Below are 24,006 nucleotides of genomic sequence, written 5' to 3' on the forward strand. Positions count from 1 at the left end.
TCCTTCTGCCTCAATAGTAATCATGCTTACTATCTATTTGCCAACCCCAGTTGGAAGAAAAAGCCCATTTCAGGGCGGTTTAGTGCCCCGTTACGTCTGAGTCGTTGCCTGCATCGGGCCCCTCATCGAGGATAGCCAATTCCGCTAGATCCTGCGGATCCAGGGTGAAATCGAAGATATCAAGGTTTTCCCTCATACGCTCCGGACTGGCTGTTTTCGGAATCGTTACAATTCCGTTCTGGACATGCCACCGAAGGACAAGCTGGCCGGGCGTTTTCCCATGCTTTTCGCCGAGCTGGGACAGGATGGGAGCGCCGAGCAGGCCAGCCCCGGAGCCGCCCAGCGGGCTGTAGGACTCGGTGATGATGCCGTGCTTCTTATGGAAGTCCCGCTCAGCGGTCCGGGTTATTGCCGGGGACAGCTGAATCTGGTTGAGGGCGGGAACAACATCAGTTTCAGCCATCAGGCGTTCCAGGTGTGAAGGCTTGAAATTGGAGACCCCGATGGAGCGCACCTTCCCCTCCGCCTGGAGCCGTTCAAAGGTCCGCCAGGTGGAGACGTAGTCGTCCCGCGCCGGCAGGGGCCAGTGGATCAGCAGCAGGTCAACATAATCCAGTCCAAGCCGCTTCAAGGACCCCTCCAGTCCCTCCACGGCCCTGCCATTCCCCTGGAACTGGCCGTCCAGCTTGGTGGTGATGAACAGCTCGTCCCGGTCCACGCCGCTGGCGCGGATGCCGTTGCCCACACCCTGTTCATTGCCGTACTTCACGGCAGTGTCGATATGCCGGTATCCGGCTTCCAGGGCTTGTACGACGGCGGTGGCCGCCTCATCATCGGCCAGCGGCCAGGTGCCAAGCCCCACCTGCGGAATGGAGTAGCCGTCATTGAGTGTGATCAGCGGTGCACGTGTCATTGGAACAGTCTCTCCCGGATTCGGCTGCTTAGCCCTTGAAAGCCCTGAGAATGTTGTCCCCGTTGTACTCCAGGGACACCCTGGCGGTATCAGAAACGGCATCCGGGCCCTTCTGCTGCGCCAGGAAGTCCATGAAGCGCTGGATGGCCTGCCCGGCCTTCGCGGCGTCGCCGTTTTCAACAGCGGCCGCGGCCTGCTTGATGCTGGTTGCCAACTGGCTGGCCACGGGCCCTGACACGTCCCCTGACTCCACCAGGTCTTCAAGCACATGCTGCAGCGTCTTCACGCTGCCGGGGAGCCAGGCTGCGCGCAGGGGCACGCCGGCGAAGTCCATGTCCGAGGCAAGATAGAAGTCCGTGTAGGACGGCTGGTTGTAGGTGGTGTTCTGCCGGGCAACCTCGGCACGGTACTGGGGATCGTGCATGAGGGTGTAGAGCTTGTGGTTGGTCACCTCGGTGCTCAGGTACATGCGCAGCGCCGAACTATCAGCCGTCCGCACCAGCATTTCCTCGCGCCAGTCGCCCACCACGTCTGCCACCAGGCTGGGCGTGCCCTTGGTGCCGTTGTTGGTGCGGGTCCCCTCGGCTGTCAGCAGCCGGCCACGCTTCCAGTCATCGATGGTGGGCGTCTGCTCGCCTGAGCCGTTGATGATCTGCGTGGTCATGTCCGCGGCCCACCTGATGCTCATGTTGGTGCCGGGAGTGGCGTTTGACAGCTTGTCGCCGTCGGCCGACTGCATGCCGATGGCCCAGTTCTCGATGCCGGGAACGCCCGGGTCCACGTCGCCGATCATGCCGCGGCCGGTGTCCCTGCCGGAGTAGGCGCCGAAGAGCACCTCGCCGGTGGCGGCGTCGCGCATGGCGTAGCCGTAGGGGGCATAGGTGCCGCCCTCGTGCACCGTGAAGATCTCTTTGCCTGGACGGGCGGGGTCGATGTCCGTGACGTGCATGGCGTCGCCGTGGCCCAATCGGGCTTCCCCGCCAGGGATGGCGCTGGCGTCGGGCATCGTGTCGAAGGAGCTGTACAGCAGCGAGCCGTCGTCGTCGATGGTGGCGGAGCCGTAAACGATCTCCTGCCTGCCGTCGCCGTCCACGTCTGCTGCGCTGAGCGAGTGGAAGCCCTGTGTAGTAAGCGTGCCGAATTCCGGATCGGTGCCGTCCCGGCCGTGCGGGCCGTCATTGAACGGGTTGGTCATGGGCGTCCAGCCGGAGTCGACGTTCCACACGGGCGCGAGGTCTGACCCGTCCCAGGTGTAGGCGGCCAGGGTGGTCCGCGTGTAGTAGCCGCGGGCGAACACCGCAGCCGGCCTCTTGCCGTCAAGGTACGCGACGCCGGCAAGGAAGCGGTCCACCCTGTTGCCCGGCTCAATACGGGACATGGCGTAGTCGCCCCACATGAGTCCGTCGTCGTGCCTGCCCGGCTCATACGCGACGGTCTTCAGTTCCTTGCCCGACGCGCCTTCAAACACCGTCAGGTATTCAGGGCCGGAAACGATGAAGCCCTCGAAGGCCCGCAGGTTGTTCCTGGCGCTGCGCGAGGGGGCATAGACGTCCATGAAGTAGTCGGTGAGTGCTTCCGCGTCCGCCTGGGAGAGGGGGTACTGGTACTTCGGCGTGGTGCCGAACGCTTCTTCCAGGGTGGCGGGCCAGTTGCCGGCCTTCACCTCCGGATGTTCGGTCCAGCCCTGGAACGTTTCCACCATGTGCCGGTAGTAGTCCGCCGCGCTCATGCGGTAGTCGTCCGAGTTGGAGTAGCCGGCCTCGATGTCCTGCTGCAGCAGCGAGATGAAGTTTTCGGAACCGACGCTGCCATCGGCCTTGAAGCTGGTGCTCTTGGTTCCCGGAGCCGTTTTCATCATCATTTCCACGCGGCCGTCGCCGTCGAAATCGTTGACCAGCATCTGGGTGTAATGGGCACCCGAACGGATATTGACGCCGAGATCGATGCGGTGGAGCAGCGTGCCGTCCGCTTTGTAGGTATCCACGTAGGTGTTGCCGGTGTAGCCCGCCTGGGAGACGTCTTTGGAGTTGTTCGGGTCCCACTTGACGATGAATTCGTACTGTCCATCGCCGTCGACGTCTCCTACGGACGCGTCATTGGCGTTGTAGGTGTACGCCTGCCCGGCGGGGGTGGTGCCGTCAGCCGGCTTCTTCAGGGGGATGTCCACGAAGTTGCCGCCCCATGGCGTGGCGGATGCGCTGCTGTCCACTTCCACGCCTGCGACGACGGCCCGCACCTGGTATCCGGATGCGGCGGTTCCGGAGGTGTCGAGGTAGTTGGTGCTGTCCGTGACAGAGGCCAGTTTCTGGCCGTCGCGGTAAACGTTGAAGTCGGTGCCAGTGAGGCCTGTGGCGGAATAACCGGAGGCCTCGTGGCCCAGGAGCCGCCAGCTTAAGAAGACGCCTTCGGACGTCTTGGCAGCCACAAGGCCGCGGTCAAGGTGGTCCAGCTGGACGTCCGGCATGCCGGGCTTGGGAGAGCGTTCGACGGCGGACGCGGGGGCAGCGAGGCAGCCTACGGTAAGGGCAATTCCGACGGCGGCGACGGACAGGAGGCGCGCGGGAGTACGGTGCGGACTCATCAGTGAATCCTTTCAATTTAAGAACGGGAAAACGCTTCCCCGATAACCTAGCGGGGGAGTGCGGCAGAAAACAAGCCTTGCCGCCGGGCAGCAAGGAAGATATTTAGAACGTTGTAGAAGAGGCGGGGCGGCCGGGGACGCAGGAAGGGTGCGGGGACGCTGCAAGCTTTCCGGCGTCCCCGCACCCTTCCGGCAATCCGAGAGCCGCGCACTGTCAGTTCCAGGGCGGGTGGATGGATCTTATGCACCGCTCCGCGCCCAAGCTGTGAGCCGGTCTGTCAGGGCCATATAGCCCTGGTCCACGGTCTGCAGCTCGGGGTTTGCATCGAACCACTGCACGATTTCGCGGGCGCCGTCGGCGAAAGGGATGGTGGCGCGGTAGCCGGGCACAAGGGACTTGATCTTGGTGTTGTCGAAAACCACGGAGTGTGAGCGGTCTCCGAGGAGGTTGGCCCCCAGTTCGGCGCTGTGCGCGGCGATGGTTTCGGAAGCCACATGGACCAGTTCCGGCTCCGGGACGCCGGCCGCCCGCGCGAACAGTTGGTAAATCTGGTTCCAGGGCAGGTACTCGTCCGAGGTGATGGTGAAGCTTTCGCCCACCGCCTGCGGCCGGCCCAGAAGCCCCACGAAGGCCTTGGCGAAGTCCTGGCTGTGGGTCAGGGTCCACAGCGATGTCCCGTCCCCGTGCACCATGACCGGCAGCCCCGTGCGCATCCGGTGGATGTCGGTCCAGCCTCCCACCATGGCGATCTTGGTGCGGTCGTAGGTGTGCGAAGGCCGTACCACCGTGAGCGGGAAATCCTGCTCGCGGTATGCCTGGTAGAACAGTTCCTCGCACGAAATCTTGTCCCGGGAGTACTGCCAGAACGGATTCTTCAGCGGCGTGGACTCGCGGATCGGCAGCCTGGTGGGCGGTTTCTGGTAGGCGGAGGCGGAACTGATGAAAACGTACTGCCCGGTTCGCCCGGCGAACAGGTCCAGGCTGGCCTTTGCCTGGTCAGGCGTGAAGGTAATAAAGTCCGCCACGGCGTCGAACTCGCGCCCGGCGAGCACGGCGCGGACCGCGGAGGCATCCCGCACATCGGCCGTGAGGATTTCCGCCCCATCCGGGACCGGCTTTGTGGACCGGCCCCGGTTGAGGATGGTGAGCCGGTGTCCCAGCGCGACGGCTCGTTCTGCCGCCGCCGTGCTGATGACTCCGGTGCCGCCGATGAAAAGGATGTTTCTCGGCGCCACCGTGTCGGCGTCAGGGGTGAGTGGGTTCACCACGCGTAGTCTTCCGGAGCCGTGCGGTGCCCCGGGAAGATGTCATCGAGCCGCTTGAGGGCGTCGGCGTCCAGGGTGACGTCGAGGGCGCGGACAGCGGCGTCGAGCTGGTCCTGGGTTCGCGGTCCCACGATAGGTGCGGTGACGGCGGGCTGGTGCAGGAGCCAGGCAAGGGCAACGTCGCCGGGCTCGTGGCCGAGTTCATCCGCGAAATCCTCGTAGTGCCGGATCTGGTCTTCGTGCTTCTTGAGGGTCTCCGCCGCACGGCCCTCGGTGCGGCGGACGCCGTCGCGCTCTTTCTTCAGTACACCGCCCAGGAGGCCGCCCTGCAGCGGCGACCAGGGAATGAGGCCCAGTCCGTACTGCTGGGCGGCCGGAATCACTTCCAATTCCACTTGGCGCATGAAGAGGTTGTAAATGGACTGCTCGCTGACCAGGCCCGTGTAATGGCGCCGCTGCGCCGCTTCCTGCGCCTGGGCAATGTGCCAGCCGGCAAAGTTGCTGCTGCCGGAGTAGAGGATTTTGCCCTGCTGGACGGCCACCTCGATGGCTTGCCAGATTTCATCCCAGGGGGTGTCGCGGTCGATGTGGTGGAACTGGTAGACGTCGATGTAGTCGGTCTGCAGCCGCTTCAGGCTGGCGTCCAGGGCCCGGCGGATGTTCAAGGCGGAAAGCTTGGACTCGTTGGGCCGGTCCGTCATGGTGCCGTACAGCTTGGTGGCCAGCACCGTGTGTTCGCGGCGCTCGCCGCCCTTCGCGAACCAGCGGCCGATGATCTCCTCGGTCCAGCCGCGGTGGCCAGCGCCGCCGTAGACGTTGGCGGTGTCGAAGAAGTTGATGCCCTGCTCGTGGGCCGAATCCATGATGGAGTGGGCGTCCGCTTCTTCCGTCTGGGGGCCGAAGTTCATGGTGCCGAGGCAGAGGCGGGAGACTGTCAGGCCGGAGCGGCCCAGATGGGTGTACTGCATGGGGTGTCCTTTCGGGGGACGGGGGTCCGTGGGCTGGTTTACAGCTGGGTGAAGGCGGCGACGGCGGGATCGGAGCCGATCCGGGCGCCGGACTCGAGGGCGGTGATTGCGGAAAGTTCGTCATCCGTGAGCTTCAGGGTGGATGCGGCGTAGTTCTCCCGCATGCGTCCCGGGTCCACGGACTTGGGGATCACGATGTTCCCGGTAGCGAGGTGCCAGGCGAGCACCACCTGGGCCGTGGTGGCGTTGTGGGCGTTGGCAATGGCGGTGACGGCGTTTCCGTTGAGGTCCCCGCCTTGGCCGAGCGGGCTGTACGCCTCGACTCCGATGCCCAGTTCCCGGCACTTGGCCGCAAGGGGGGCTTGCTGGTAGCTGGGATGGAGTTCGATCTGGTTGACGGCAGGGACGATTTCCGCGGATTCCAGCAGGTGGTTTAGGTGTTCGGCCAGGAAGTTGGAGACGCCAATGGCGCGGATCTGGTTGTTCTCGTACAGCCGCTCCATCTCCTTCCAGGCCTGGACGTACAGTCCTTGGGAGGGGACGGGCCAGTGGATCAGGTAGAGGTCCACAAAATCCAGGCCCAGTGCTTTGCGGCTGTTCTGGAATGCTTCCTGCGCCCGGCCCTGTTCGCCGTTCCGCAGCTTGGTGGTCACGAAGATCTCCTCGCGCGGAATCCCCGTGGCCGCGATGGCCGCGCCCACTCCGGCTTCGTTGCGGTAGCCAGCGGCGGTGTCGATGTGGCGGTAGCCGGCCTCGAAGGCATCCTCCACGATCCGCTGCGTGTCTTCGGGCGGGACCTGGAAAACGCCGAGGCCAAGCTGGGGGATAGTGACGCCGTTGTTCAGTGTCAGCTCTGACATGGGGGCTCCTTGATGCGCTGGTGCGGTAGTCGGATGCCGTGGATCCGATAGGAAGAAAGCGGTTTCCACCGGCTCCCTTCCGAGCCTATGCAGTTTTCGCCCGTAAGTCAGCAGGGCTGCGTGATTCTGTTTTTCCTAGGACTGCCAGTCCTACCTTCGTTGTAGAACGGGACTACCCGGCCGGGCAGAATGGTCTGCATGGGTCAAAGCGCCGAGTTCGGAAAATTCCTCAAAGCCATGCGGTCCCGACTGAGTCCCGAGGACGCCGGAGCGGGGCCCGCTTCGGGTGCGCGCCGGGTGCCTGGCCTCCGCCGCGAGGAAGTTGCCCGCCTGGCAGGAGTCAGCACTGACTATTACGTCCGCCTGGAGCAGGGCCGGAACATCCACCCTTCGCGGACTGTCCTGGATGCAGTGTCGCGGGCCCTCAGGCTGGACACCGGCGAGCATGCGCACATGCTTGACCTGCTGGAGAACTGCGCCGGCTCCGCCCGGTCCAGTGTCCCCGCCGCCCAGGGCGTCCGCCCGGCACTCCGGCAGCTCCTTGAAGCGGTGGGCGATGTGCCGGCCATGGTGCTGGGGCGGCGCAGCGATGTCCTTGCCGGAAACCGGATGGCCTTCCTGCTGTTCACTGATTTCCCCGCACTTCCGGCAGCTGAGCGGAACCTGACCCGTTGGCTCATTCTTGATCCCGGTGCCCGGGTGCTCTTTCGCGACTGGAAGACTGTCGCCGCGGAAGCGGCAGGCGCGCTAAGGGTGGACGTTGGCCGGCACCCGAACGACGCCCAGGCCAACCAGCTGGTGGGCGAACTTGCCGTCCACAGCGAGCACTTCCGGCAGTGGTGGGCAGGGCACCGCGTGGCTACGCGGTCGGCGGGCAGCGTGCGGCTGCATCATCCCGCCGTCGGGGACCTGGAACTGAACTTTGAGAACCTGGTCCTCCCGGACGATCCCGACCAGACGCTCAGGGTGTACTCGGCGAAGGCGGGCTCGCCGTCGGCCGATGCGCTGGCGTTGCTGGGGAGCCTGGGGGCTGCCGCTCCCGCCGCGGAGCCGCGGACCCGCGACGCCTCGCCGGCCGTTGCGGAGAACCGGGAGTAGGGGCTCGGGGAGCATTGTGCTTTTGGCCAGTTGAAGTGGTGGATTCTGGCCACGAGCCCATTGGGGAAGGACCGGCCGCTTCCTAGGCTGGAGTAACACGCTTCTTCACCCAAGGATGGTCTCAACGATGAAACGCATCGCACTGCTTAAGGAACGCAAGGGTGCCGCGGCCGGCGTTCCTTCCACCGCCACCGGATCGCACTGCCCGGTGTCAGGCCTCTGGAGTCCGGACCATGACCCGCACACCGTGCTGTCCTTCTTCGAAGGCCACGTTTTTCCCGCGTTCGACGGCGTCCCAACAGTCTGGCGGCGGCGCGCAGCAGGCATGGTCTCGGCCAACTAGTTAAACGGCAACTGGCTCGCAGCCAACGTCCCCCTCTCGGGTGATTGGGGACGTCGGCTGCGAGCCAGTTGCGTTGGAACCGTTATTCTTCGAGGCGGAAACCGACCTTCATGGTGACCTGCCAGTCAGCGATCTTGCCCTCTTCCAGGTGGCCCCGGATCTCCTTCACCTCGAACCAGTCGAGGTTCCGGAGGGTCTGTGAGGCCTTCGCGATGCCATTGCGGACGGCCTCGTCCACACCTTGGTCCGACGTGCCGACAATTTCAGAAATGCTGTACGTGTGGTTGGACAACTTCGCTCCTAGTGATCGCCTCGCGGCTCCCGGTTGCGGGCCGTTCTTGAAGACTAGTAGGACTTCAAGAACGTTGGCCAGCCTTATCCCGATGTTCCGTGGCTGCCGGCGGGAGGGTCCTCACCGCCCCGCCGGCACTAATCCCAGGGCGAAGCCAGCCTACTTCGCCTCGAGCACCAGGTTCTTGAGGTCGTCCAGAGTCTGCTGCATGTGGGCGTCCATGGCCTGCCGTGAGCGCACGGGGTCGCGGGATTCCAGCGCCTCGGCAATCTTCTGGTGGTGTCCGATTGCGTGCTCCTGGATTTCCCGGACCGCGGACGTCTGGGTGCGGCGCTTCTGCAGCACCTGGTGCAGCGGTTCGAACAGCACGGACACAAAGACATTTTCAGAGGCATGCAGGATCAGGTCGTGGAACGCCAGGTCCGCTTCCACAAAGGCGGCGACGTCGTTCACCTCGTGGGCGGCGCGCATGCTGTCCACGTAGCTGTGGAGCGTACGGATATCTTCGTCGCGTATCCGCCCTGCGGCGAGTTCGCAGGCACCTGTTTCCAGCATCCGCCGGAGCTCGATGAGCTGGACCGAGGTCTCTGCCTCGTTCTTCCCCTCCGACGCGGCACGCAACACCGCCTCGAGCGACGCCCAGCGGTTGAGCGGGTTCACGAATGTGCCGCGGCCGCGTTCAACGCTGAGGATCCGCTGGGCCTGCAGGGTCTTCATGGCCTCGCGCACCGTCATGCGGCTGACCTCGTGCCGGGCGCTCAGTTCGTGCTCGCCCGGGACCGTGGCGCCGGGCGGAAACTCACCGGTGATGATGCGGTCCAGTAGCTCATCGGCCACCTGGCCCACCAGTGATTGCCTCGCCATTGTGCCCCCGGTTGATTCCTTCACTGCATATGTCGGACAAGTCTACTTGCGCGTCCCTATGTCGTATGCCACACTAAACCAAATGCAAGATGTCTGACATCTTACAGTTATCTTTACAGCAGGATCCGCCGCCCCGGATTCATATAACGGATTCAACACAACGGAGTGCATCGTGACGCTTGAAGCAGACGTTCTGGCCGCCTACCCGGCCGAAGTCCAGATTCCCGCCCACCTGGTGGCCGGCACCCTGGCCGCCTCCAACGCGGAGACCCCGCGGATCCTGGTAGTGCTCGACGACGATCCCACCGGTACGCAGTCAGTGGCGGATTTGCCCGTGCTCACCCGTTGGGAAGTAGCGGACTTCAGCTGGGCCTTCAGCCAGTCCAAGCCCGCCGTCTACGTCCTGACGAACACCCGCAGCCTGGACCCGGCCGAGGCCGCCGCCCGCAATGAGGAAGTGGTGCGCAACGCCCTTGCTGCAGCAGGCTCACCGCAGGAACTCCGCCTCGGGTTCGTCAGCCGCAGCGATTCCACCCTCCGCGGCCACTACCCCCTGGAGCCGGACGTTATCGCCGCGACCGTGGCGGATGTCAGCGGTGAAAAGACCGACGGCGTGGTCCTGGTTCCAGCCTTCCCCGACGCCGGGCGGGTCACCATCGGCGGAGTCCACTACATGCGCGGCACCGCTGAGGCAGCCGGCACCCTCACCCCGGTCTCCGAGACCGAATTCGCCAAGGACGCCACCTTCGGCTTCAGCACCTCGGTCATGGCCGACTACGTTGCCGAGAAGTCGCAGGGCCGCTTCGCCGCCGGTTCGGTGATCGTGCTGGACCTGAACATTATCCGCGCCGGCGCGTCCGCGCAGGATCCGGCAATCTCCGCAAAGGCTATTGCCGACGCCATCGAACCGGCCACCGACTCCACCCCGATCGTGGCCGACATCGTGACCGAAAACGACCTCCGCGCCCTGTCCCTCGGCCTCGAAGAGGCCGAACGGCGCGGCAAGAAGCTCCTCTACCGGGTGGGCCCTCCATTCGGTCGTGCCCGGATCGGCCAGGAAATCCGCACCGAACTCAGCGGCGCCGAGGCCTACGCAGGCAACACGCCCTCCGAGGCAGGGGGCCTGATTGTCGTCGGCTCCCATGTGGGAGTCACCACCCGCCAGCTCAAGGTCCTCACGGACCAGCACAGCGCGGCTCGGATCGTGGAGATCGACGTCGAAAAGCTCCTCGGTGCCCCCAGCGGCGCCGAAGCGCACCTTGACCAGACCGTGGAAACCGTCGTCGAAGCCCTGCGCGGCGGTGACGTCATCGTCCACACAAGCCGGCTGCTGATCAAGGCAGACGACCCCGCGGAAAGCCTGCGGATCGCCCGCACGGTCTCCGCCGCCGTCGTCGCCGTCGTCAACCGCACCCTGAAGACCTTCCCGCCCCGGTTCGTCATCGCCAAGGGCGGCATCACCTCCTCGGACGTCGCCGCGCACGGCCTCGAAATCCGCCACGCAATTGTCCGCGGCCCCATGCTGCCGGGCATCGTCTCCCTCTGGGAGCCCGTGGATGGCCCCGCCAAGGGCATTCCCTACATCGTCTTCGCCGGCAACGTGGGCGATGACCAGTCCCTCGCCGACGTCACCCGCAAACTCAGCAACACCTTCTAATCACCGGCTCCCGCACACATTCAATGGAGAACACCATGACCAGCAACTACACCATCACCGTCCTGGGCCTCGGTGCCATGGGCCTGCCCATGGCCACCCGCCTGGCATCGCAGCTCACCGTCCACGGCTTCGACATCGCCGAACCCCGGCTGAAGCTCGCTGAAGAAGCCGGCATCGCCACCTTCGCCACCGCCCGTGAAGCCGCCAAGGGCGCCGACGCCGTGCTCCTGGCCGTCCGCAACGGTGAACAGCTCAACGATGTCCTCTTCGGCGAGAACGGCGTGGCCTCCGTACTGGAGCGCGGCGCCGTCGTCATCCTCGGCAGCACCGTGGGCACCGAAGCCATCCCCGCCACCGTTGAAAAACTTGCCGAATACGGCGTCGAACTGGTTGATGCCCCGCTGTCCGGCGGCCCGAAGCGTGCCGGCGAAGGAGACCTGCTGATCGTCGTCGGAGCTTCCCCGGAAGCCCGCGAAAAGGCGGCCCCCGCCCTGGAACTGCTCGCTTCCACCCTGACGGTGGTGGGCGACAAGCCGGGCGACGGCCAGGCCCTCAAGACCGTCAACCAGCTCCTCTGCGGCGTCCACATCGCCGCCGCGGCGGAAGCAATGGCCCTCGCGGACGCGCTCGGCCTGGACCAGGCCAAGACCCTCGCCGCCCTCGAAGCCGGCGCGGCCGGGTCCTTCATGCTGTCCAACCGCGGCCCCCGGATCCTCGAGGCGTACACCGAGGACGGCGCCGAGGTTTTGTCCCGCCTGGATATTTTCGTCAAGGACATGGGCATCGTGGGCAAGGCCACCCGCGCCGCCGGACTGGCAGCCCCGGTTGCCGCCGCCGCCGAGCAGCTCTACCTCCTGGGCCAGGCCCAGGGCCTCGCCGCTGCCGATGACTCCGCCGTCATCAAGGTTGTGGCCCCCACCAAGCGCACCAAGTAGCCCCACCTTCCCGGAGTTTTTGTCCAGATAAGCCGACTTAAAGGCCCTTTTGGCCTGCATAGCTGGACAAAACTCCCTTGGACAGGTGCGACGGCGGCGGTCCCCCCTCCGCCGTCGTCGCACCCTCCCTGCCGTTCCCCCGGCATTCCCCTAGAAAAACCAGCTCGCTAGTCTTAACTGGCGATGTCAAAGGAGACACACGATGAGCGCACTAGCTCTCCTGGCCATAGCAGCAGCGGGCGTCGCCCTGTTGCTCGTGGCCGTCATCAAGTTCAAGATCCCCGCTTTCCTCGCCCTTCTGGTGGTCAGCGTCGCCGTTGCCCTGGTGGCTGGCATCCCCCTGCCGGACGTCATCAAGACCGTTACCGAAGGCATGGGCGGAACCCTCGGGTCCGTCGCCATCCTGGTTGGCCTCGGCGCCATGCTCGGCAAGATGATCGAGATTTCCGGCGGTGCACAGTCGCTGGCCGGGAAGTTCACGCAGCTGCTCGGCCCGCGGCGGGTCATCGCAGCGTTGACTGCCGCAGCCTTCCTGCTGGCCATCCCCGTCTTCTTCGACGTCGGATTCATCATCCTGATTCCCATCATCTACGGCTTCGCCAAGGCTGCCGGCGTCAACCCCGTCAAGATCGGCCTTCCGGTGGGTGCCATCATGCTCGCCATCCACGTTGTTGTCCCGCCGCACCCCGGCGTTGTGGGCGGCGCCGGCATCCTCGGCGCCGATATCGGCTGGACCACCATCCTGGGCCTCGTGCTGTGCATTCCCGTTGGCGTCCTGGGCTACTTCGTTGCCCGAAAGCTGAACAAGCGCGACTTCACCATGCTTCCCGCCACCGCCGAGCAGTTCCGCCTCTTTGGCACCGGCACGTCCCAGGTTGAACAGGAAGCGGCGCAGGGGACCTCCTCAGTTGCCGTCAGGAACCAGGTGAAGACGGCCCCCAGCCCGGCCATGATCATCACGCTCATCGTTCTGCCCATCCTGATGATCATGGTTGGCACCGTGGGTGCAGTCATCCTGCCCAAGGATTCCTTCCCCGCCCAGCTCGCCGCATTCATTGGCGCCCCGCTGATCGCCCTGCTCACGGCCCTCGGCCTGGCGTACTACTTCCTGGGAATCCGCCGCGGCTGGTCCTCCCAGCACACCGGTGAAGTCATGGACTCGGCCCTGGCTCCCACGGCCATCGTCATCCTGGTCACCGGCGCGGGCGGCGTTTTCGGCAAGGTCCTCACGGTCTCCGGCATCGGCAAGGCCCTCGCCGAAGGCCTGCAGACCGCAGGCCTTCCGGTCATCTTGATGGCGTTCATCCTCGCCGCCATCCTGCGCGCTTCCCAGGGATCCGCCACCGTTGCGATCATCACCACCTCCGGCCTGCTGGCAGCCTCCGTTGCCGACGGCGGGTTCTCACCCATCCAGACGGCCCTCATCCTGGTAGCCATCGGGTTCGGCGCGTTCGGACTCAGCCACGTCAACGACTCCGGCTTCTGGATCGTCACCCGGTACCTGGGCCTGTCCGTGGCCGATGGCCTCAAAACCTGGACCGTGCTCACCACCATCCTGGGCCTGGCCGGCTTCGCCCTGACCTTCCTGGTGTGGATCCTCGTGGGCGGCCTGGGCGTCTGATGCGCACCCGACTCGACCACCTGGTCACCTCCGCCCTCCAGCACGGCTCCGCCGTCCCGGCCTTCACCTGCTACGACTTCACCACTGCCATGGCCGTGGTGGCCGCAGCGGAGGAGGCGGGCCGCGGCGCCATCCTGCTGGTGGCTCCCAAGACCGCAGCCACGCCCAACGGCCTGCGCCTCATCGGAGCCCTCCGCGGCCTCGCTGACGCCGCATCCGTGCCCGTGGCCGTGCAGCTTGACCATGCAAGCGACCTTCAGGTGATGGCCGACGCCGTCACGGCAGGGGCGGATTCCGTCCTCGCCGACGGCTCCAGCCTGCCGTACGAGGAGAACATTGCGCTGGTCCGCGAGGCGCGGAGGCTGTTGGGCGCCGACGTGGTGCTTGAAGCCGAGCTTGGTGGCCTTGCCGGCGACGAGGACCGGGCCTTTGGTGCAGACCAGTCAGGCGTGGCCGTGGCCGGCCTGACCGATTCGGCACTGGTGGAGGACTTCGTGTCCCGGACCGGCGCGGAACTGCTCGCCGTGGCGGTGGGGAACGTGCACGGCAAGTACAAGGGCGAGCCGCAGCTGCGCTGGGACGTCCTGCAGGACATCGCGGTGCGGACGCATATTCCACTGGTGCTGCATGGCGCCTCCGGAATTCCCGCGGAGGAACTGGTGAAGGCAGCAGCCATGAACGTTGGCAAGGTCAACTTCAACACCGAGCTCCGCACCGGGGTGCTCGCCACCCTGCAGGACCAGCTGCCGGGGCACCGGTCCGACGGTGAAAACCTCCAGGGGCTTCTGGGCCACTGGGACAGCTCGGCCCGCGGCTTCGCCTCCACCACGCTGGCGACGCTCACGCGCTGACGTTCACTGGAGTTTTGTCCAGCTGTGCAGGGTTGAACCCGGCGTGGGGCCTGGATGCGTGGACAAAGACTCCGGGAGGGGAGGCTAGGATCAACCCATGATCCTGGCCTCCCTCCTTTTTGCCCTCCTGGCCGCAGCGCTACACATCTATATCTTCACCATGGAGTCCATCACGTGGACCAGGCCGGCCACCTGGAAGCGCTTCGGGGTGGCCAGCCAGGATGACGCGGAGACCACCAAAGCGCTTGCGTACAACCAGGGTTTCTACAATCTGTTCCTGGCCGTGGGAGCCCTTGCGGGGGCAGGTTTCGTGGCGCTGGCTGCGGAGGATCCGGTCCTCACAGCCGCAGGCTGGACCCTGGTCTTCAGCTGCTGCGGCTCCATGCTGCTGGCCGCGCTCGTCCTGGCACTGTCCGGCAGGAAGTACCTCCGCGCTGCCGCAACCCAGGGGGCCACGCCGCTGCTCGCCGTCGTGCTCGGCGTCGCCGCCCTTGCTGCCTAGCCGCCGGACCCTCCTGGGCCTGGGCAGATTTCCGGCGGTGAAAGGGCAGTGGGGGAGGAGCCATTGCCAGCGGAGTGAAGTAGTGCCACTGTCGAACCATGACCGAGAACATGACGTCCACCGAAGATCAGTTCAGCCCTGACGTTTCACTGGCACGCAATGATGCAGACCATCGTTATGAGCTGCGGGTGGACGGGAAACTGGCTGTCCAGTCCTTCTTCACGGACAAGCCCGGGCACATAGACTTCAGCCACACCGAAACCACGGAGGGCTTCGAAGGCCAGGGCCTGGGAAAGGTGCTGGCCCACTTCGCGCTCGATGACGTGGTAGCCACGGGCAAACGGATCATTCCCCACTGCCCCTTCATCGCAGCCTACCTGCGGAAACATGAGGGCTACGAACAGTTCGTTGACTGGCCTGAGGGCTGACGCCCGGACTGATCGGCCCTGCTGGTCAGACGCCCGGACGGGACGCGCCTGGAGCAGGTGCTGCCACAGCCTTGCGGCAGCAGTCAGCTGGCCAGGGCGTGCCCACTCATTACTGGCGCGTCGATGGTGAAACCACAAGCGCACCGGTAGGTTTCCACGTGCTCGGAATCCGGGCCGGCGCCCATCGGTACCACCGTGCTTCCGTCCACGTACACGGGCAGCCGGACAGGCATATCTTCAGGATCCACCCGCTGCATCGGGGCGCGGCAGTGCATCCGGGAGTTAAGCGTGAGCAGCAGCCCCATGTCCGCAGGTTCACTGGAGTCCAGCGGAGTGTGTGCCAGTGCGCCGGTGTCTCCAGGCGCCGTAAGCTGGTGGTCTGCAACGGTGGTCATGATGGGTCATCCTTGGGCTTCTTCACGGAACTGCCGACGTTGGCAGCCCCGCCGCGAACTGCTTGCGGAGGTTCATTTACCCCAATACCTAAGCATGCTTACTAATCTCCGGGCAAATCCGGGTGTGAGCCAGTCCACGCCGGACCGCGCTCCGCAGTGCGGACGATGCGTCCCGGCCGGCGTGAAATCTCCCTAGGCATGCCGGCGCTGCCACTGTAGGGCATGCCAGAACAGCAGGCAGACCAGCGCTGCGAGTCCGGCGAAAACCGCATAAGGCGCGAAGGTGAAAACAAGGAAAGATGTTGGCATTCCGCCGGCGGAGGGGCCCACCATGGAGTTCGCGTTGAGGAACACCCAGGCGCCTCCGCCGATGAGCGCGGCGGCAAGAAGCCACAGGGCGGCAATGAAGGGGTTGACGGCCAAGGCGCCGCCTCCGCTATAGCCATCATTCCGCTCGGCGGGGGCTTCATTGTGGACAGGGTTGCCGTTGCGGTCCACTTCCCGGAATCCCACTGCGCCTGCTGTTTCCTGCTCCATGCATCCCCCTGAGCGAGTTGCGGCCCGGACTGGCCGCTGGTGGGCCAACCCTAGCCCGGAGGATCGCGGGCGTCTTGTCATACGCCCGGACTGGGGCGGGGAATTCTGAAGCAGATTGCCGGCAGGTGCCAGTCAATGACGGCACAACACGTCCAAAAGCGGAGCAATGGCGGCTATTTCGGGAAATACATCACATAAGTTTGATTAAAAGGGTCACCTAAGTAAGGCTGTCCTTTGTTATTTTTTGTGATTCCCGACAGAAGGACGACCAGTGCCGCTGATGCCCCGCCTTGATGAGACAAATGTGGATGAGGCCGCCAACTCCCCGGCAGCGCTTGCCCCGCTGGAACAGAGCCCGCTGGAACAGGGCCCGCTGGAACAGGGCCCGCGGGAACAGAGCCCACGGGGCCAGGAGGGTCCACTGGGGCAGGGCCAGGACTTCGGCTCCCGGGTGGAACTTGCCCTGGGCGCCACCAACCACCTCCTCAATGCCCGCAACTCGCCGCGCTACGTCGCCCAGGTTTTGCAGGGCGTCACTGCCGTGGCCACCAAGCTGGAGCGGACCACCCAGCCGTTCACCGGCGTCGGACCCTACGGCATGAAGGCCCGTGTAGGTGCCGTGGACCTCGACGTCCCGCTCCCGGATACGGCAGCCGCGTTGCAGGAACTCGAGGACGTGTACCTGCGCGACGCCGTCTACTTTCACGACCCCAAGTACGCGGCCCACCTGAACTGCCCCGTGGTGATTCCGGCCCTGGTGGGGGAGGCCGTCCTGTCCGCGGTCAATTCCTCCATGGACACCTGGGACCAAAGTGCCGGCGCCACTATGATTGAGCGCCGGCTCATTGACTGGGCGGCCGAACGGCTGCACCTCGGCGGGGGCGCCGACGGCATCTTCACCTCCGGTGGAAGCCAGTCCAACCTGCAGGCACTGCTGATCGCACGCAACCATGCAGTGGCCGGCCTCCGGCAGGACCCGGCACGTGCCGGCCTCCGCCTGCCGGCGCTGCTGGACTCCCTGCGGATCTTCACCTCGGAGGACAGCCACTTCAGCATCCAAAAGTCATCCTCCATGCTGGGCCTGGGGTTCGACGCCGTCATCTCCGTGCCGTGCACGCCCGACCATCGTATGGATTCCGCTGCCCTCGCCGAGGCAATGGCAGACGCGCGCGGCGCCGGCCTGGTCCCCATGGCGGTGGTGGCCACCGCCGGAACCACGGACTTCGGCGTGGTGGACCCGCTCGCGGAAACCGCCGCGCTCGCCAGGGCCTATGGTGCGTGGTTCCACATCGACGCCGCCTACGGGGGCGGACTGATGGTGTCCAACCGGTACCGCCGCCTCCTTGAGGGAACGCGGCTGGCGGACTCGGTCACCGTGGACTTCCACAAGACCTTCTTCCAGCCGGTCAGTTCCAGTGCCCTGCTGGTCCGGGACCGGAGCATGCTGCGGCACATCACGTTCTACGCCGACTACCTGAACCCGGAAAGCGCGGCCCTTGCCGAGATCCCCAACCAGGTGGACAAGAGCATCCAGACCACCCGCCGGTTCGATGCCCTGAAACTGTGGCTCACCCTGAGGATCATGGGAGCGGACGCTATCGGCGCCCTGTTCGACGAAGCCATCGACCTTGCAGCCCGCGTGGGCACGGTCCTGGCGGCCGATGAGGACTTTGAACTGGCCGCCCCGCCGCAGCTCAGCACCCTTGTGTTCCGCTACCGGCCCCGCCTGGAAAACGGGGAAAGGCTGTCCGAGGACGCTGCCGATACGCTCAACCCGGCCATCCGCGCGGCCGTCTTCGCTTCAGGAGAAGCGGTTGTGGCGGGAACAAAGGTGGCCGGCCGCCACTACCTGAAGTTCACCCTGCTCAACGCCGAGGCCACGCTGGAGGACATCGCCGGCATCATCCACCTCTTGCGCCGTACCGGCGCCGGGCTGCTGCAGACCAAGGTCGCCGCATGAGCCGCATCTACGACTTTGCCGCCGTCGGCGTCGGGCCCTTCAACCTGGGGCTCGCCGCACTCGCTGAGCCCGTGGAAGGCCTCGAGGGCATCTTCCTGGAGCAGCGCGATTCCTTCGACTGGCACCCCGGCATGATGCTTGAACCGGCCCACCTGCAAGTTCCCTTCATGGCGGACCTCGTCACCCTGGCGGACCCCACCTCGCCCTATTCGTTCCTCAACTTCCTCAAGCAGACCGGGCGGCTGTACCGCTTCTATATCCGGGAAAACTTCTACCCGCTCCGGGCTGAGTACAACCAGTACTGCCAGTGGGTGGCCGGGCAGTTGCCGTCGGTCCGTTTTGGCACGGCTGTGCTGGACGTAACGTACGACGACGGCGTGTACCGGCTTTCAGTGTCCGGCCCGGGCGGGCAGGAGGTGCTGCTGGCGCGGCGGCTGGTGCTGGGCACCGGCACCTCCCCGTACGTCCCGTCGCCGGCCGGGGGCATTGTTGCGGAGGCCGCGGCCGGCGGCGGGGGAGTGGCCTTCCACAATGCCGACTACCTGTCCCGGAAGGCGGAGCTGCAGCAGCAGAGCAGCATCACCATCCTGGGCAGCGGCCAGAGCGCGGCGGAGATTTACTACGACCTGCTGCAGGAGGCGGACGCGCTCGGCTACCAGTTGAACTGGGTCACCCGCTCCGGCCGGTTCTTCCCCCTGGAGTACACCAAGCTGACCCTGGAGATGACTTCCCCGGAATATGTGGACTACTTCCACGGCCTGCCGCAGCACCAGCGCGATCATCTGAACAAGACCCAGAAGAACCTCTACAAGGGCATCAACTCCGACCTGATCGACGCCATCTACGACCTCCTTTACACCAGGAGCCTCTCCGGCATGGTGGATACGCAGCTGCTGACGCACTCGTCCCTGACCGCCGCGCAGTGGAACCCGGCGGCCGGAACCCACACGCTGCACCTGAGGCACGAAGAGCAGGGCAGCTCCTACACGCTGGACACCGGCGCCGTGGTGCTCGCCACGGGCTACAGCTACCGGGAGCCGGCATTCCTGGCAGGCGTCCAGGACCGCATTGCCCGGGACAGTGCCGGCAGGTTCGCGGTGGACCGGAACTACAGCGCCGGCGTCCGGCCCGGGGAAATCTTCGTCCAGAACGCCGAGCTGCATACCCACGGCTTCGTCACTCCGGACCTGGGCATGGGCGCGTACCGGAACTCCTGCATCCTACGGGAAATCACCGGCAGGGAGGTGTATCAGGTGGAGGAGAGCATCGCCTTCCAGCACTTCGGGGCGCCTCCGGCCCTGGGGCCCGGAGTGGTAGGACGAGCCGTCCGTGGGGCTGGGAACACCACGGCTCCCGGCAGCGCGGCTTCTGGCACTTCGGCTTCCGGCGCTGCCGCCTCAGACGTCGGGGCGGGGGTGCTGGCGTGAGGTTCACGTTCCGCTGCCTGGATGCCGCAGCCGACGCCGCACTTGTACACAGCTGGGTGACCCGGCCCTATGCTTCGTTTTGGGGCATGCTTTCGGCCACCGTGGAAGGCGTTGCCGTTGAGTACGCAAAAATCCAGGCCAGCGGCCACCACCACGCGCTGCTGGGGCTCGACCGTGGCATCCCCGCCTTCCTGATGGAGGAATACCAGCCGGCAGCCTCGCCGCTGGCAGCCGTTTATCCCGTCCTTCCCGGAGACGTGGGGATGCACCTGCTGGTGGCCCCACCGTCGGACGGTCCCGAGCCTGGCTACACCGCAGCGGTGATGGACGCCGTCCTAGCCCGCCTGTTCAGCGAGCCCGGTGTGGAGCGCATCGTGGTGGAACCGGATGCGCGGAACACAAAGATCCATGCCCTCAACGAACGGCTGGGCTTCCAGCATGCCGGCGTGGTGGCCCTTCCGGACAAGGAAGCGCTACTGAGCTTCTGCCACCGGTCCGACTACCTCGCCGCCCGCACCGCCCTGCAAGCCACCCCGTCCCGTCCGCTTATCTCCCAGGGAGCATCACTGTGACCATCCAGCTCGAACCAACCAGCACCGTGCCCACGTCCGCCAAGGCCGCAGCCGCCAAGCCCGCAGCCGCCAACTCCAAGCCCGCGCCAAGCACCGCCGCCGCCTCTGGCACCGCCTCCTCCGGCACCGCCGTCCCGGGCACCACCCAACCAGTCGGCCAGGTCCCGCACCTCACGGCAGGGGCCTGGGCCAGGGCCAACCGGCACCTGATGCGCAAGGCGCTCGCCGAGTTCTCGCACGAGCGAATCCTTGTCCCCGAACCCGAAACCGGACCCGGACACCAATCCGAGCCCGAACCCGGACACCAATCCGAGCCCGGACACCAATCCAAATCCTTGAACGGAAGCGGCAGCTACCGGCTCAGCAGCGCCGACGGCACGCACCAGTACCGCTTCGACGCGCGCATCCTGGAACTGGACCACTGGTCCATTGACACGAATTCCATCCGGCACTTCCGGGACGGCGCCGAAGCGCCACTGGACGTGCTTGAGTTCATCACGGCGTTCCACGAAACCCTTGGCATCAATATCCAGATGCTGCCCGTCTACCTCGAGGAGATCAGCAGCACCCTGGCAAGCCACGCATACAAGCAATGGGCAGGCCAGCCGTCATCGGCCCAGCTGGCGGCCGGCATCACCGGCGGACGCAACCCGGCCGCCGACTTCCAGGCCATCGAACGCAGCATGACCGAAGGCCACCCGTGCTTCGTTGCCAACAACGGGCGGCTGGGGTTCGGCATTGGCGACTATCACGCCTTCGCCCCGGAAACCGGCGCCCCGGTCCTGCTGGAATGGATCGCCGTGCACCGGAGCAACGCCGTCTTCACCTCCGCCGAAGGGCTTGATTACCGGTCCCACCTGGACGCCGAACTGGGCCCCCTCCTGGGCAGCTTCCATGCCCGGGTCCATGCGCTGGGCCTGGACCCGGACCACTACTTCCTGATGCCGGTCCACCCGTGGCAGTGGGAGAACAAGCTGGCAGTCACCTTCGCCGCGGAGATTGCCCTGCAGCGCATTGTCCATCTGGGAACCGGAACTGACGGCTACCAGGCCCAGCAGTCCATCCGTACGTTCTTCAACATCACGGCACCGGAGCGGAGCTACGTCAAGACCGCCATGTCCGTCCTCAACATGGGCTTCATGCGCGGCCTGTCGCCCCAGTACATGAAAGCCACGCCGGCCATCAACGAGTGGCTGCGGACCCTGATCCTGGAGGACCCCGCCCTGCACCAGCGCGGCTTCACCATGATCGCCGAGGTGGCAGCAATCGGCTACCACAACGGGTACTACGAGGCCGGGTCCACACCCGACTCCCCCTACCGCAAAATGCTCTCCGCCCTCTGGCGCGAAAGCCCCCTGCCGCTGCTGGCGGACGGCCAGCAACTGGCCACCATGGCCTCCCTCCTGCACACCGATTCCGCCGCCAAGCCCATCGCCGCGGCCCTGATCGAGCGCTCCGGCCTCAGCCCGGAAAAGTGGCTGCGCCGTTACTTCGAGGCCTACCTCGTCCCGCTGGTCCACTGCCTCTACCGGTACGAGCTGGCCTTCATGCCGCACGGCGAGAACGTGATCCTGGTGCTTGAAGACGGCGTTCCGGTCAAGGCCATCATGAAGGACATCGCGGAAGAAATCGTGGTGATGGGGGACAGGCTGGAGCTCCCCGGGGACGTGTCCCGGATCAAGGCGGACATCCCGGACGGCGAACGGGTGCTTGCCATCTTCACAGACGTCTTCGACTGCATCTTCCGCTTCCTGGCCGCCCTCCTGGACGATGACGGCACACTGTCCCAGGATGACTTCTGGCGCACGGCCGCGGAAGCCATCAAGGACTACCAGGCCCGGCATCCCGAACTTGCAGGCCAGTTCGCCCGCCACGACCTCTTCGCGGCGGACTTCGAACTGTCCTGCCTCAACCGGCTCCAGCTCCGTAACAACCAGCAGATGCTGGACCTCACCGACCCCTCCGGAGGACTCCAGATGGCCGGCCGGCTGGCCAACCCCCTGGCCAAATTCCGCGCAGCGCAGGCCGCAGAGGAGGGATCTGGCTAGGCTTGCCCCATGACCCCAGACGCTCCCCATGCACCTTCAAGGACCACCGCCCTCATCACCGGCGCCAGCGCCGGGCTTGGCGCCGAGTTCGCCCGGCAGCTCGCCGCGCAGGGCCACAACGTGGTGCTGGTGGCCCGGAACCGCGCCCGACTCGAGGAATCCGCAGCGGAGCTGGAACGGCGCTACGGTGTCACGGCGGAAGTACTCCCGGCGGACCTGACGTCCGACGACGGCGTGGCAGCCGTCGTCGGACGCCTGTCCGATCAGGAGCGGCCGGTGGAGGTCCTGGTGAACAACGCCGGCATCGGGCTGCTGCACAACTTCGAGGACAACCCCATCGCGGAGGAGAAAAAACACCTGAAGCTGCACGGTGAAACGGCCATGGAACTGACCCACGCAGCCTTGAAAGGGATGCTGGCACGCCATTCCGGCCGGATCATCAACGTAGCCAGCATTGCGGCCTTCCTCCCGCGGGGAACGTACTCGGCTGCCAAGGCCTGGCTGGTGAGCTTCAGCCGCTGGGCCAACCTCGCGTACGGCAGGCAGGGCATCAAGGTCACCGCCGTTTGTCCGGGCTTCACCCACACGGAGTTCCACGACCGGATGGGCATGGACAAGTCGGTGGCGCCGTCCTGGGCGTGGCTGCACGCCGGGCGGGTGGTGCGTGAGGGCCTGGCGGACAACGCGCGGGGCAAAGCCGTGTCCATCCCGTCCAAGCGGTACAAGGTGGTGGCGGCCGTGGCGCGGATTGCGCCGGCGAGGCTAGTGGCGGGGCCTGCGCGGAAGCCGAAGGATGCGCGTTCGCCCCAGTAGCGCTGCCAGCGTCCGGGTCCCGGCCCGCCGGACAGCCACTACCACGGCAATCCCCACCAGCGCCCCCACCAGGGTCTCCATCCCGCGTTCCAGGATCAGGACTGTGGGGTCGATTGGGTCGGCGAGCTGGCTCATCAGCAGGATCACGGGCGTAAAGGAAACCATGGCCAGGCCGTAGTGGCGGGTCATGAACAGCTCCGTGGTGAACTGGAAGAGGACCACCAGGAGGGCCAGCACCACGGCCTGCCCGCCCGGGACGAGCCCCGCCAGGGACCACGGAACGGGAAGGATGACGACGGCGGTCACCCCAAGTCCCAGGAACGTTCCCACAATGCGGTGGACGCCGCGCCGGACGCTGCTGGGGAGGTCGGCTCCTGCCAGCGGCACGGCAGCAGCCGCCATGGCCCAGTGCGGATGGCCGCTTCCGGTCAGGACGCCCACCGCGCCAGCGGCGCCCACCGCCAGGATGTAGCGGGCAGCGTGCACCAGCAGATCCCGGTGGCCGGCGGGGGTCACCGCTGGAACAGCCCGGACCGCGCCGCGCTGCCAGGACCTGCGGCGGAACCAGCCGCCGAAACCCACCAGCACAGAGAACGCGGCGGACGCGGCAGCGATGAGCAGGGCCACCTGCCATGGCACCGCGGTGGGTACCGACGCGCAGGCCCCCAGCGCCAGGATCCCAAAAAACGGCCCGTTGGGCTTGAGCCGTACCCGGTCCGCAAAAACGGATCCGACGCCAGCCAGGGCTGCCTCCACGCCCACCAGCCACCACGAGTGGAGATGGTTGACGGACAGGAACACGCCCACCGCCACTCCCGTGAGCAGCACGACGGCGGCCTGGCCCTGGTGCCGGAGCCGGAGCTGGTGCGGCTCGGACCGCCCGTACATGCCGGTCAGGGCACCGAAGACGGCGTAGATGATGAGGTCCGGGCGGCCCGCCGCCAGGAGCAGGAGGGATGGGACCGCCACGCTGACGGCAACCCGCGCCGCAGCCAGATGGTCATTGCTGGCGGGCTCAAGCCGGTGGAGCGCGCGCACCTGCAGGAGGATCCGTTCCATGCCCACCTCCTGATGC

23 protein-coding genes are annotated in these 24,006 nt (G+C 65.9%); 13 read left to right on the forward strand and 10 right to left on the reverse strand.

Annotation, left to right across the window (positions count from 1 at the left end; genetic code table 11):
- Positions 1-79: 79 nt before the first annotated feature.
- The 5 genes from ACIQF4_RS12775 to ACIQF4_RS12795 form a co-directional block, all read right to left on the reverse strand.
- The gene (locus ACIQF4_RS12775; protein ID WP_400515889.1) at positions 80-913 is read right to left on the reverse strand and encodes an aldo/keto reductase; all 834 of its coding nucleotides are present in this window, start codon (positions 911-913) and stop codon (positions 80-82) included.
- Positions 914-941: 28 nt separating this feature from the next.
- Entirely contained in the window at positions 942-3,494 is a 2,553-nt protein-coding gene (locus ACIQF4_RS12780) for a rhamnogalacturonan lyase (protein WP_400515890.1), read from the reverse strand.
- 240 nt (positions 3,495-3,734) lie between these two features.
- A complete protein-coding gene (locus ACIQF4_RS12785) occupies positions 3,735-4,763 on the reverse strand; it encodes an SDR family oxidoreductase (protein WP_400515891.1) in 1,029 nt (342 codons plus the stop codon).
- Positions 4,757-5,728, reverse strand: coding sequence for an aldo/keto reductase (locus tag ACIQF4_RS12790; RefSeq protein WP_400515892.1), 972 nt, complete (start codon positions 5,726-5,728; stop codon positions 4,757-4,759). Before ACIQF4_RS12790 ends, ACIQF4_RS12785 begins: the two co-directional genes overlap by 7 nt.
- 38 nt (positions 5,729-5,766) lie before the next feature.
- Positions 5,767-6,588, reverse strand: a complete 822-nt coding sequence (locus ACIQF4_RS12795; RefSeq protein ID WP_400515893.1) for an aldo/keto reductase — start codon at positions 6,586-6,588, stop codon at positions 5,767-5,769.
- A gap of 198 nt (positions 6,589-6,786) precedes the next feature.
- Here ACIQF4_RS12795 and ACIQF4_RS12800 point away from each other — a divergent pair, with 198 nt between their 5' ends.
- Positions 6,787-7,686 carry a helix-turn-helix domain-containing protein gene (locus tag ACIQF4_RS12800; protein ID WP_400515894.1) on the forward strand — a complete coding sequence of 300 codons (900 nt, stop codon included), beginning with the start codon at positions 6,787-6,789 and terminating at the stop codon, positions 7,684-7,686.
- Positions 7,687-7,813: 127 nt separating this feature from the next.
- On the forward strand, positions 7,814-8,029 hold the full coding sequence (locus ACIQF4_RS12805) for a hypothetical protein (protein WP_400515895.1): 216 nt from the start codon (positions 7,814-7,816) through the stop codon (positions 8,027-8,029).
- A gap of 82 nt (positions 8,030-8,111) precedes the next feature.
- Here the strand turns inward: ACIQF4_RS12805 and ACIQF4_RS12810 are convergent, their stop codons facing one another.
- Positions 8,112-8,321 (reverse strand): dodecin, encoded by a 210-nt coding sequence (locus tag ACIQF4_RS12810; RefSeq protein ID WP_231457108.1) that lies wholly within the window; start codon positions 8,319-8,321, stop codon positions 8,112-8,114.
- A 159-nt stretch (positions 8,322-8,480) separates the two neighbouring features.
- Positions 8,481-9,185 carry a FadR/GntR family transcriptional regulator gene (locus ACIQF4_RS12815; protein WP_400515896.1) on the reverse strand — a complete coding sequence of 235 codons (705 nt, stop codon included), beginning with the start codon at positions 9,183-9,185 and terminating at the stop codon, positions 8,481-8,483.
- A gap of 172 nt (positions 9,186-9,357) precedes the next feature.
- Here ACIQF4_RS12815 and ACIQF4_RS12820 point away from each other — a divergent pair, with 172 nt between their 5' ends.
- The 6 genes from ACIQF4_RS12820 to ACIQF4_RS12845 all read left to right on the forward strand — a co-directional run bounded on the left by ACIQF4_RS12820 (position 9,358) and on the right by ACIQF4_RS12845 (position 15,179).
- Positions 9,358-10,842 carry a four-carbon acid sugar kinase family protein gene (locus ACIQF4_RS12820; RefSeq protein WP_400515897.1) on the forward strand — a complete coding sequence of 495 codons (1,485 nt, stop codon included), beginning with the start codon at positions 9,358-9,360 and terminating at the stop codon, positions 10,840-10,842.
- Between the two features lie 35 nt (positions 10,843-10,877).
- Positions 10,878-11,777, forward strand: a complete 900-nt coding sequence (locus ACIQF4_RS12825; RefSeq protein ID WP_350001090.1) for an NAD(P)-dependent oxidoreductase — start codon at positions 10,878-10,880, stop codon at positions 11,775-11,777.
- A gap of 202 nt (positions 11,778-11,979) precedes the next feature.
- Complete coding sequence (locus tag ACIQF4_RS12830) at positions 11,980-13,398, forward strand: GntP family transporter (RefSeq protein WP_231457104.1); 1,419 nt, start codon at positions 11,980-11,982, stop codon at positions 13,396-13,398.
- Entirely contained in the window at positions 13,398-14,249 is an 852-nt protein-coding gene (locus tag ACIQF4_RS12835) for a class II fructose-bisphosphate aldolase (RefSeq protein ID WP_400515898.1), read from the forward strand. Before ACIQF4_RS12830 ends, ACIQF4_RS12835 begins: the two co-directional genes overlap by 1 nt.
- A gap of 97 nt (positions 14,250-14,346) precedes the next feature.
- The gene (locus tag ACIQF4_RS12840; protein ID WP_400515899.1) at positions 14,347-14,751 is read left to right on the forward strand and encodes a DUF1304 domain-containing protein; all 405 of its coding nucleotides are present in this window, start codon (positions 14,347-14,349) and stop codon (positions 14,749-14,751) included.
- Positions 14,752-14,849: 98 nt separating this feature from the next.
- Positions 14,850-15,179: a GNAT family N-acetyltransferase gene (locus tag ACIQF4_RS12845; RefSeq protein ID WP_350001082.1), complete on the forward strand. Its 330-nt coding sequence runs from the start codon at positions 14,850-14,852 to the stop codon at positions 15,177-15,179.
- Between the two features lie 83 nt (positions 15,180-15,262).
- Here ACIQF4_RS12845 and ACIQF4_RS12850 read toward each other — a convergent pair whose 3' ends face one another.
- Together ACIQF4_RS12850 and ACIQF4_RS12855 are read right to left on the reverse strand one after the other, a co-directional pair.
- Positions 15,263-15,574 (reverse strand): hypothetical protein, encoded by a 312-nt coding sequence (locus tag ACIQF4_RS12850; RefSeq protein WP_400515900.1) that lies wholly within the window; start codon positions 15,572-15,574, stop codon positions 15,263-15,265.
- 192 nt (positions 15,575-15,766) lie between these two features.
- Positions 15,767-16,111, reverse strand: a complete 345-nt coding sequence (locus ACIQF4_RS12855; RefSeq protein ID WP_400515901.1) for a hypothetical protein — start codon at positions 16,109-16,111, stop codon at positions 15,767-15,769.
- A 280-nt stretch (positions 16,112-16,391) separates the two neighbouring features.
- Between ACIQF4_RS12855 and ACIQF4_RS12860 the strand changes: the two genes are divergently transcribed.
- The 5 genes from ACIQF4_RS12860 to ACIQF4_RS12880 all read left to right on the forward strand — a co-directional run bounded on the left by ACIQF4_RS12860 (position 16,392) and on the right by ACIQF4_RS12880 (position 22,931).
- A complete protein-coding gene (locus ACIQF4_RS12860) occupies positions 16,392-18,071 on the forward strand; it encodes a pyridoxal phosphate-dependent decarboxylase family protein (protein WP_400515938.1) in 1,680 nt (559 codons plus the stop codon).
- A complete protein-coding gene (locus ACIQF4_RS12865; RefSeq protein WP_400515902.1) occupies positions 18,068-19,498 on the forward strand; it encodes a lysine N(6)-hydroxylase/L-ornithine N(5)-oxygenase family protein in 1,431 nt (476 codons plus the stop codon). The genes ACIQF4_RS12860 and ACIQF4_RS12865 overlap by 4 nt, the downstream gene beginning before the upstream one ends.
- On the forward strand, positions 19,495-20,070 hold the full coding sequence (locus tag ACIQF4_RS12870; RefSeq protein WP_400515903.1) for a GNAT family N-acetyltransferase: 576 nt from the start codon (positions 19,495-19,497) through the stop codon (positions 20,068-20,070). The genes ACIQF4_RS12865 and ACIQF4_RS12870 overlap by 4 nt, the downstream gene beginning before the upstream one ends.
- 209 nt (positions 20,071-20,279) lie before the next feature.
- The gene (locus tag ACIQF4_RS12875) at positions 20,280-22,118 is read left to right on the forward strand and encodes an IucA/IucC family protein (protein ID WP_400515939.1); all 1,839 of its coding nucleotides are present in this window, start codon (positions 20,280-20,282) and stop codon (positions 22,116-22,118) included.
- A 9-nt stretch (positions 22,119-22,127) separates the two neighbouring features.
- Positions 22,128-22,931: an SDR family NAD(P)-dependent oxidoreductase gene (locus tag ACIQF4_RS12880; RefSeq protein WP_400515904.1), complete on the forward strand. Its 804-nt coding sequence runs from the start codon at positions 22,128-22,130 to the stop codon at positions 22,929-22,931.
- Here the strand turns inward: ACIQF4_RS12880 and ACIQF4_RS12885 are convergent.
- Entirely contained in the window at positions 22,881-23,990 is a 1,110-nt protein-coding gene (locus ACIQF4_RS12885) for an FUSC family protein (protein WP_400515905.1), read from the reverse strand. The genes ACIQF4_RS12880 and ACIQF4_RS12885 overlap by 51 nt on opposite strands.
- Positions 23,991-24,006 lie beyond the last annotated feature (16 nt).

The organism is Pseudarthrobacter sp. NPDC092202 (assembly GCF_044755505.1).
Lineage (GTDB): Bacteria > Actinomycetota > Actinomycetes > Actinomycetales > Micrococcaceae > Arthrobacter.

Excerpts from the sequence above, each read along its gene's own strand:
- ACIQF4_RS12850 (WP_400515900.1), bottom strand. The coding sequence starts at position 15,574 with ATGACCACCGTTGCAGACCACCAGCTTACGGCGCCTGGAGACACCGGC.
- ACIQF4_RS12835 (WP_400515898.1), top strand. The coding sequence starts at position 13,398 with ATGCGCACCCGACTCGACCACCTGGTCACCTCCGCCCTCCAGCACGGC.
- ACIQF4_RS12840 (WP_400515899.1), top strand. The coding sequence starts at position 14,347 with ATGATCCTGGCCTCCCTCCTTTTTGCCCTCCTGGCCGCAGCGCTACAC.
- ACIQF4_RS12795 (WP_400515893.1), bottom strand. The coding sequence starts at position 6,588 with ATGTCAGAGCTGACACTGAACAACGGCGTCACTATCCCCCAGCTTGGC.
- ACIQF4_RS12875 (WP_400515939.1), top strand. The coding sequence starts at position 20,280 with ATGCGCAAGGCGCTCGCCGAGTTCTCGCACGAGCGAATCCTTGTCCCC.
- ACIQF4_RS12855 (WP_400515901.1), bottom strand. The coding sequence starts at position 16,111 with ATGGAGCAGGAAACAGCAGGCGCAGTGGGATTCCGGGAAGTGGACCGC.
- ACIQF4_RS12775 (WP_400515889.1), bottom strand. The coding sequence starts at position 913 with ATGACACGTGCACCGCTGATCACACTCAATGACGGCTACTCCATTCCG.
- ACIQF4_RS12825 (WP_350001090.1), top strand. The coding sequence starts at position 10,878 with ATGACCAGCAACTACACCATCACCGTCCTGGGCCTCGGTGCCATGGGC.
- ACIQF4_RS12880 (WP_400515904.1), top strand. The coding sequence starts at position 22,128 with ATGACCCCAGACGCTCCCCATGCACCTTCAAGGACCACCGCCCTCATC.
- ACIQF4_RS12815 (WP_400515896.1), bottom strand. The coding sequence starts at position 9,185 with ATGGCGAGGCAATCACTGGTGGGCCAGGTGGCCGATGAGCTACTGGAC.
- ACIQF4_RS12780 (WP_400515890.1), bottom strand. The coding sequence starts at position 3,494 with ATGAGTCCGCACCGTACTCCCGCGCGCCTCCTGTCCGTCGCCGCCGTC.
- ACIQF4_RS12790 (WP_400515892.1), bottom strand. The coding sequence starts at position 5,728 with ATGCAGTACACCCATCTGGGCCGCTCCGGCCTGACAGTCTCCCGCCTC.
- ACIQF4_RS12865 (WP_400515902.1), top strand. The coding sequence starts at position 18,068 with ATGAGCCGCATCTACGACTTTGCCGCCGTCGGCGTCGGGCCCTTCAAC.
- ACIQF4_RS12845 (WP_350001082.1), top strand. The coding sequence starts at position 14,850 with ATGACCGAGAACATGACGTCCACCGAAGATCAGTTCAGCCCTGACGTT.
- ACIQF4_RS12800 (WP_400515894.1), top strand. The coding sequence starts at position 6,787 with ATGGGTCAAAGCGCCGAGTTCGGAAAATTCCTCAAAGCCATGCGGTCC.
- ACIQF4_RS12805 (WP_400515895.1), top strand. The coding sequence starts at position 7,814 with ATGAAACGCATCGCACTGCTTAAGGAACGCAAGGGTGCCGCGGCCGGC.
- ACIQF4_RS12830 (WP_231457104.1), top strand. The coding sequence starts at position 11,980 with ATGAGCGCACTAGCTCTCCTGGCCATAGCAGCAGCGGGCGTCGCCCTG.
- ACIQF4_RS12885 (WP_400515905.1), bottom strand. The coding sequence starts at position 23,990 with ATGGAACGGATCCTCCTGCAGGTGCGCGCGCTCCACCGGCTTGAGCCC.
- ACIQF4_RS12860 (WP_400515938.1), top strand. The coding sequence starts at position 16,392 with ATGCCCCGCCTTGATGAGACAAATGTGGATGAGGCCGCCAACTCCCCG.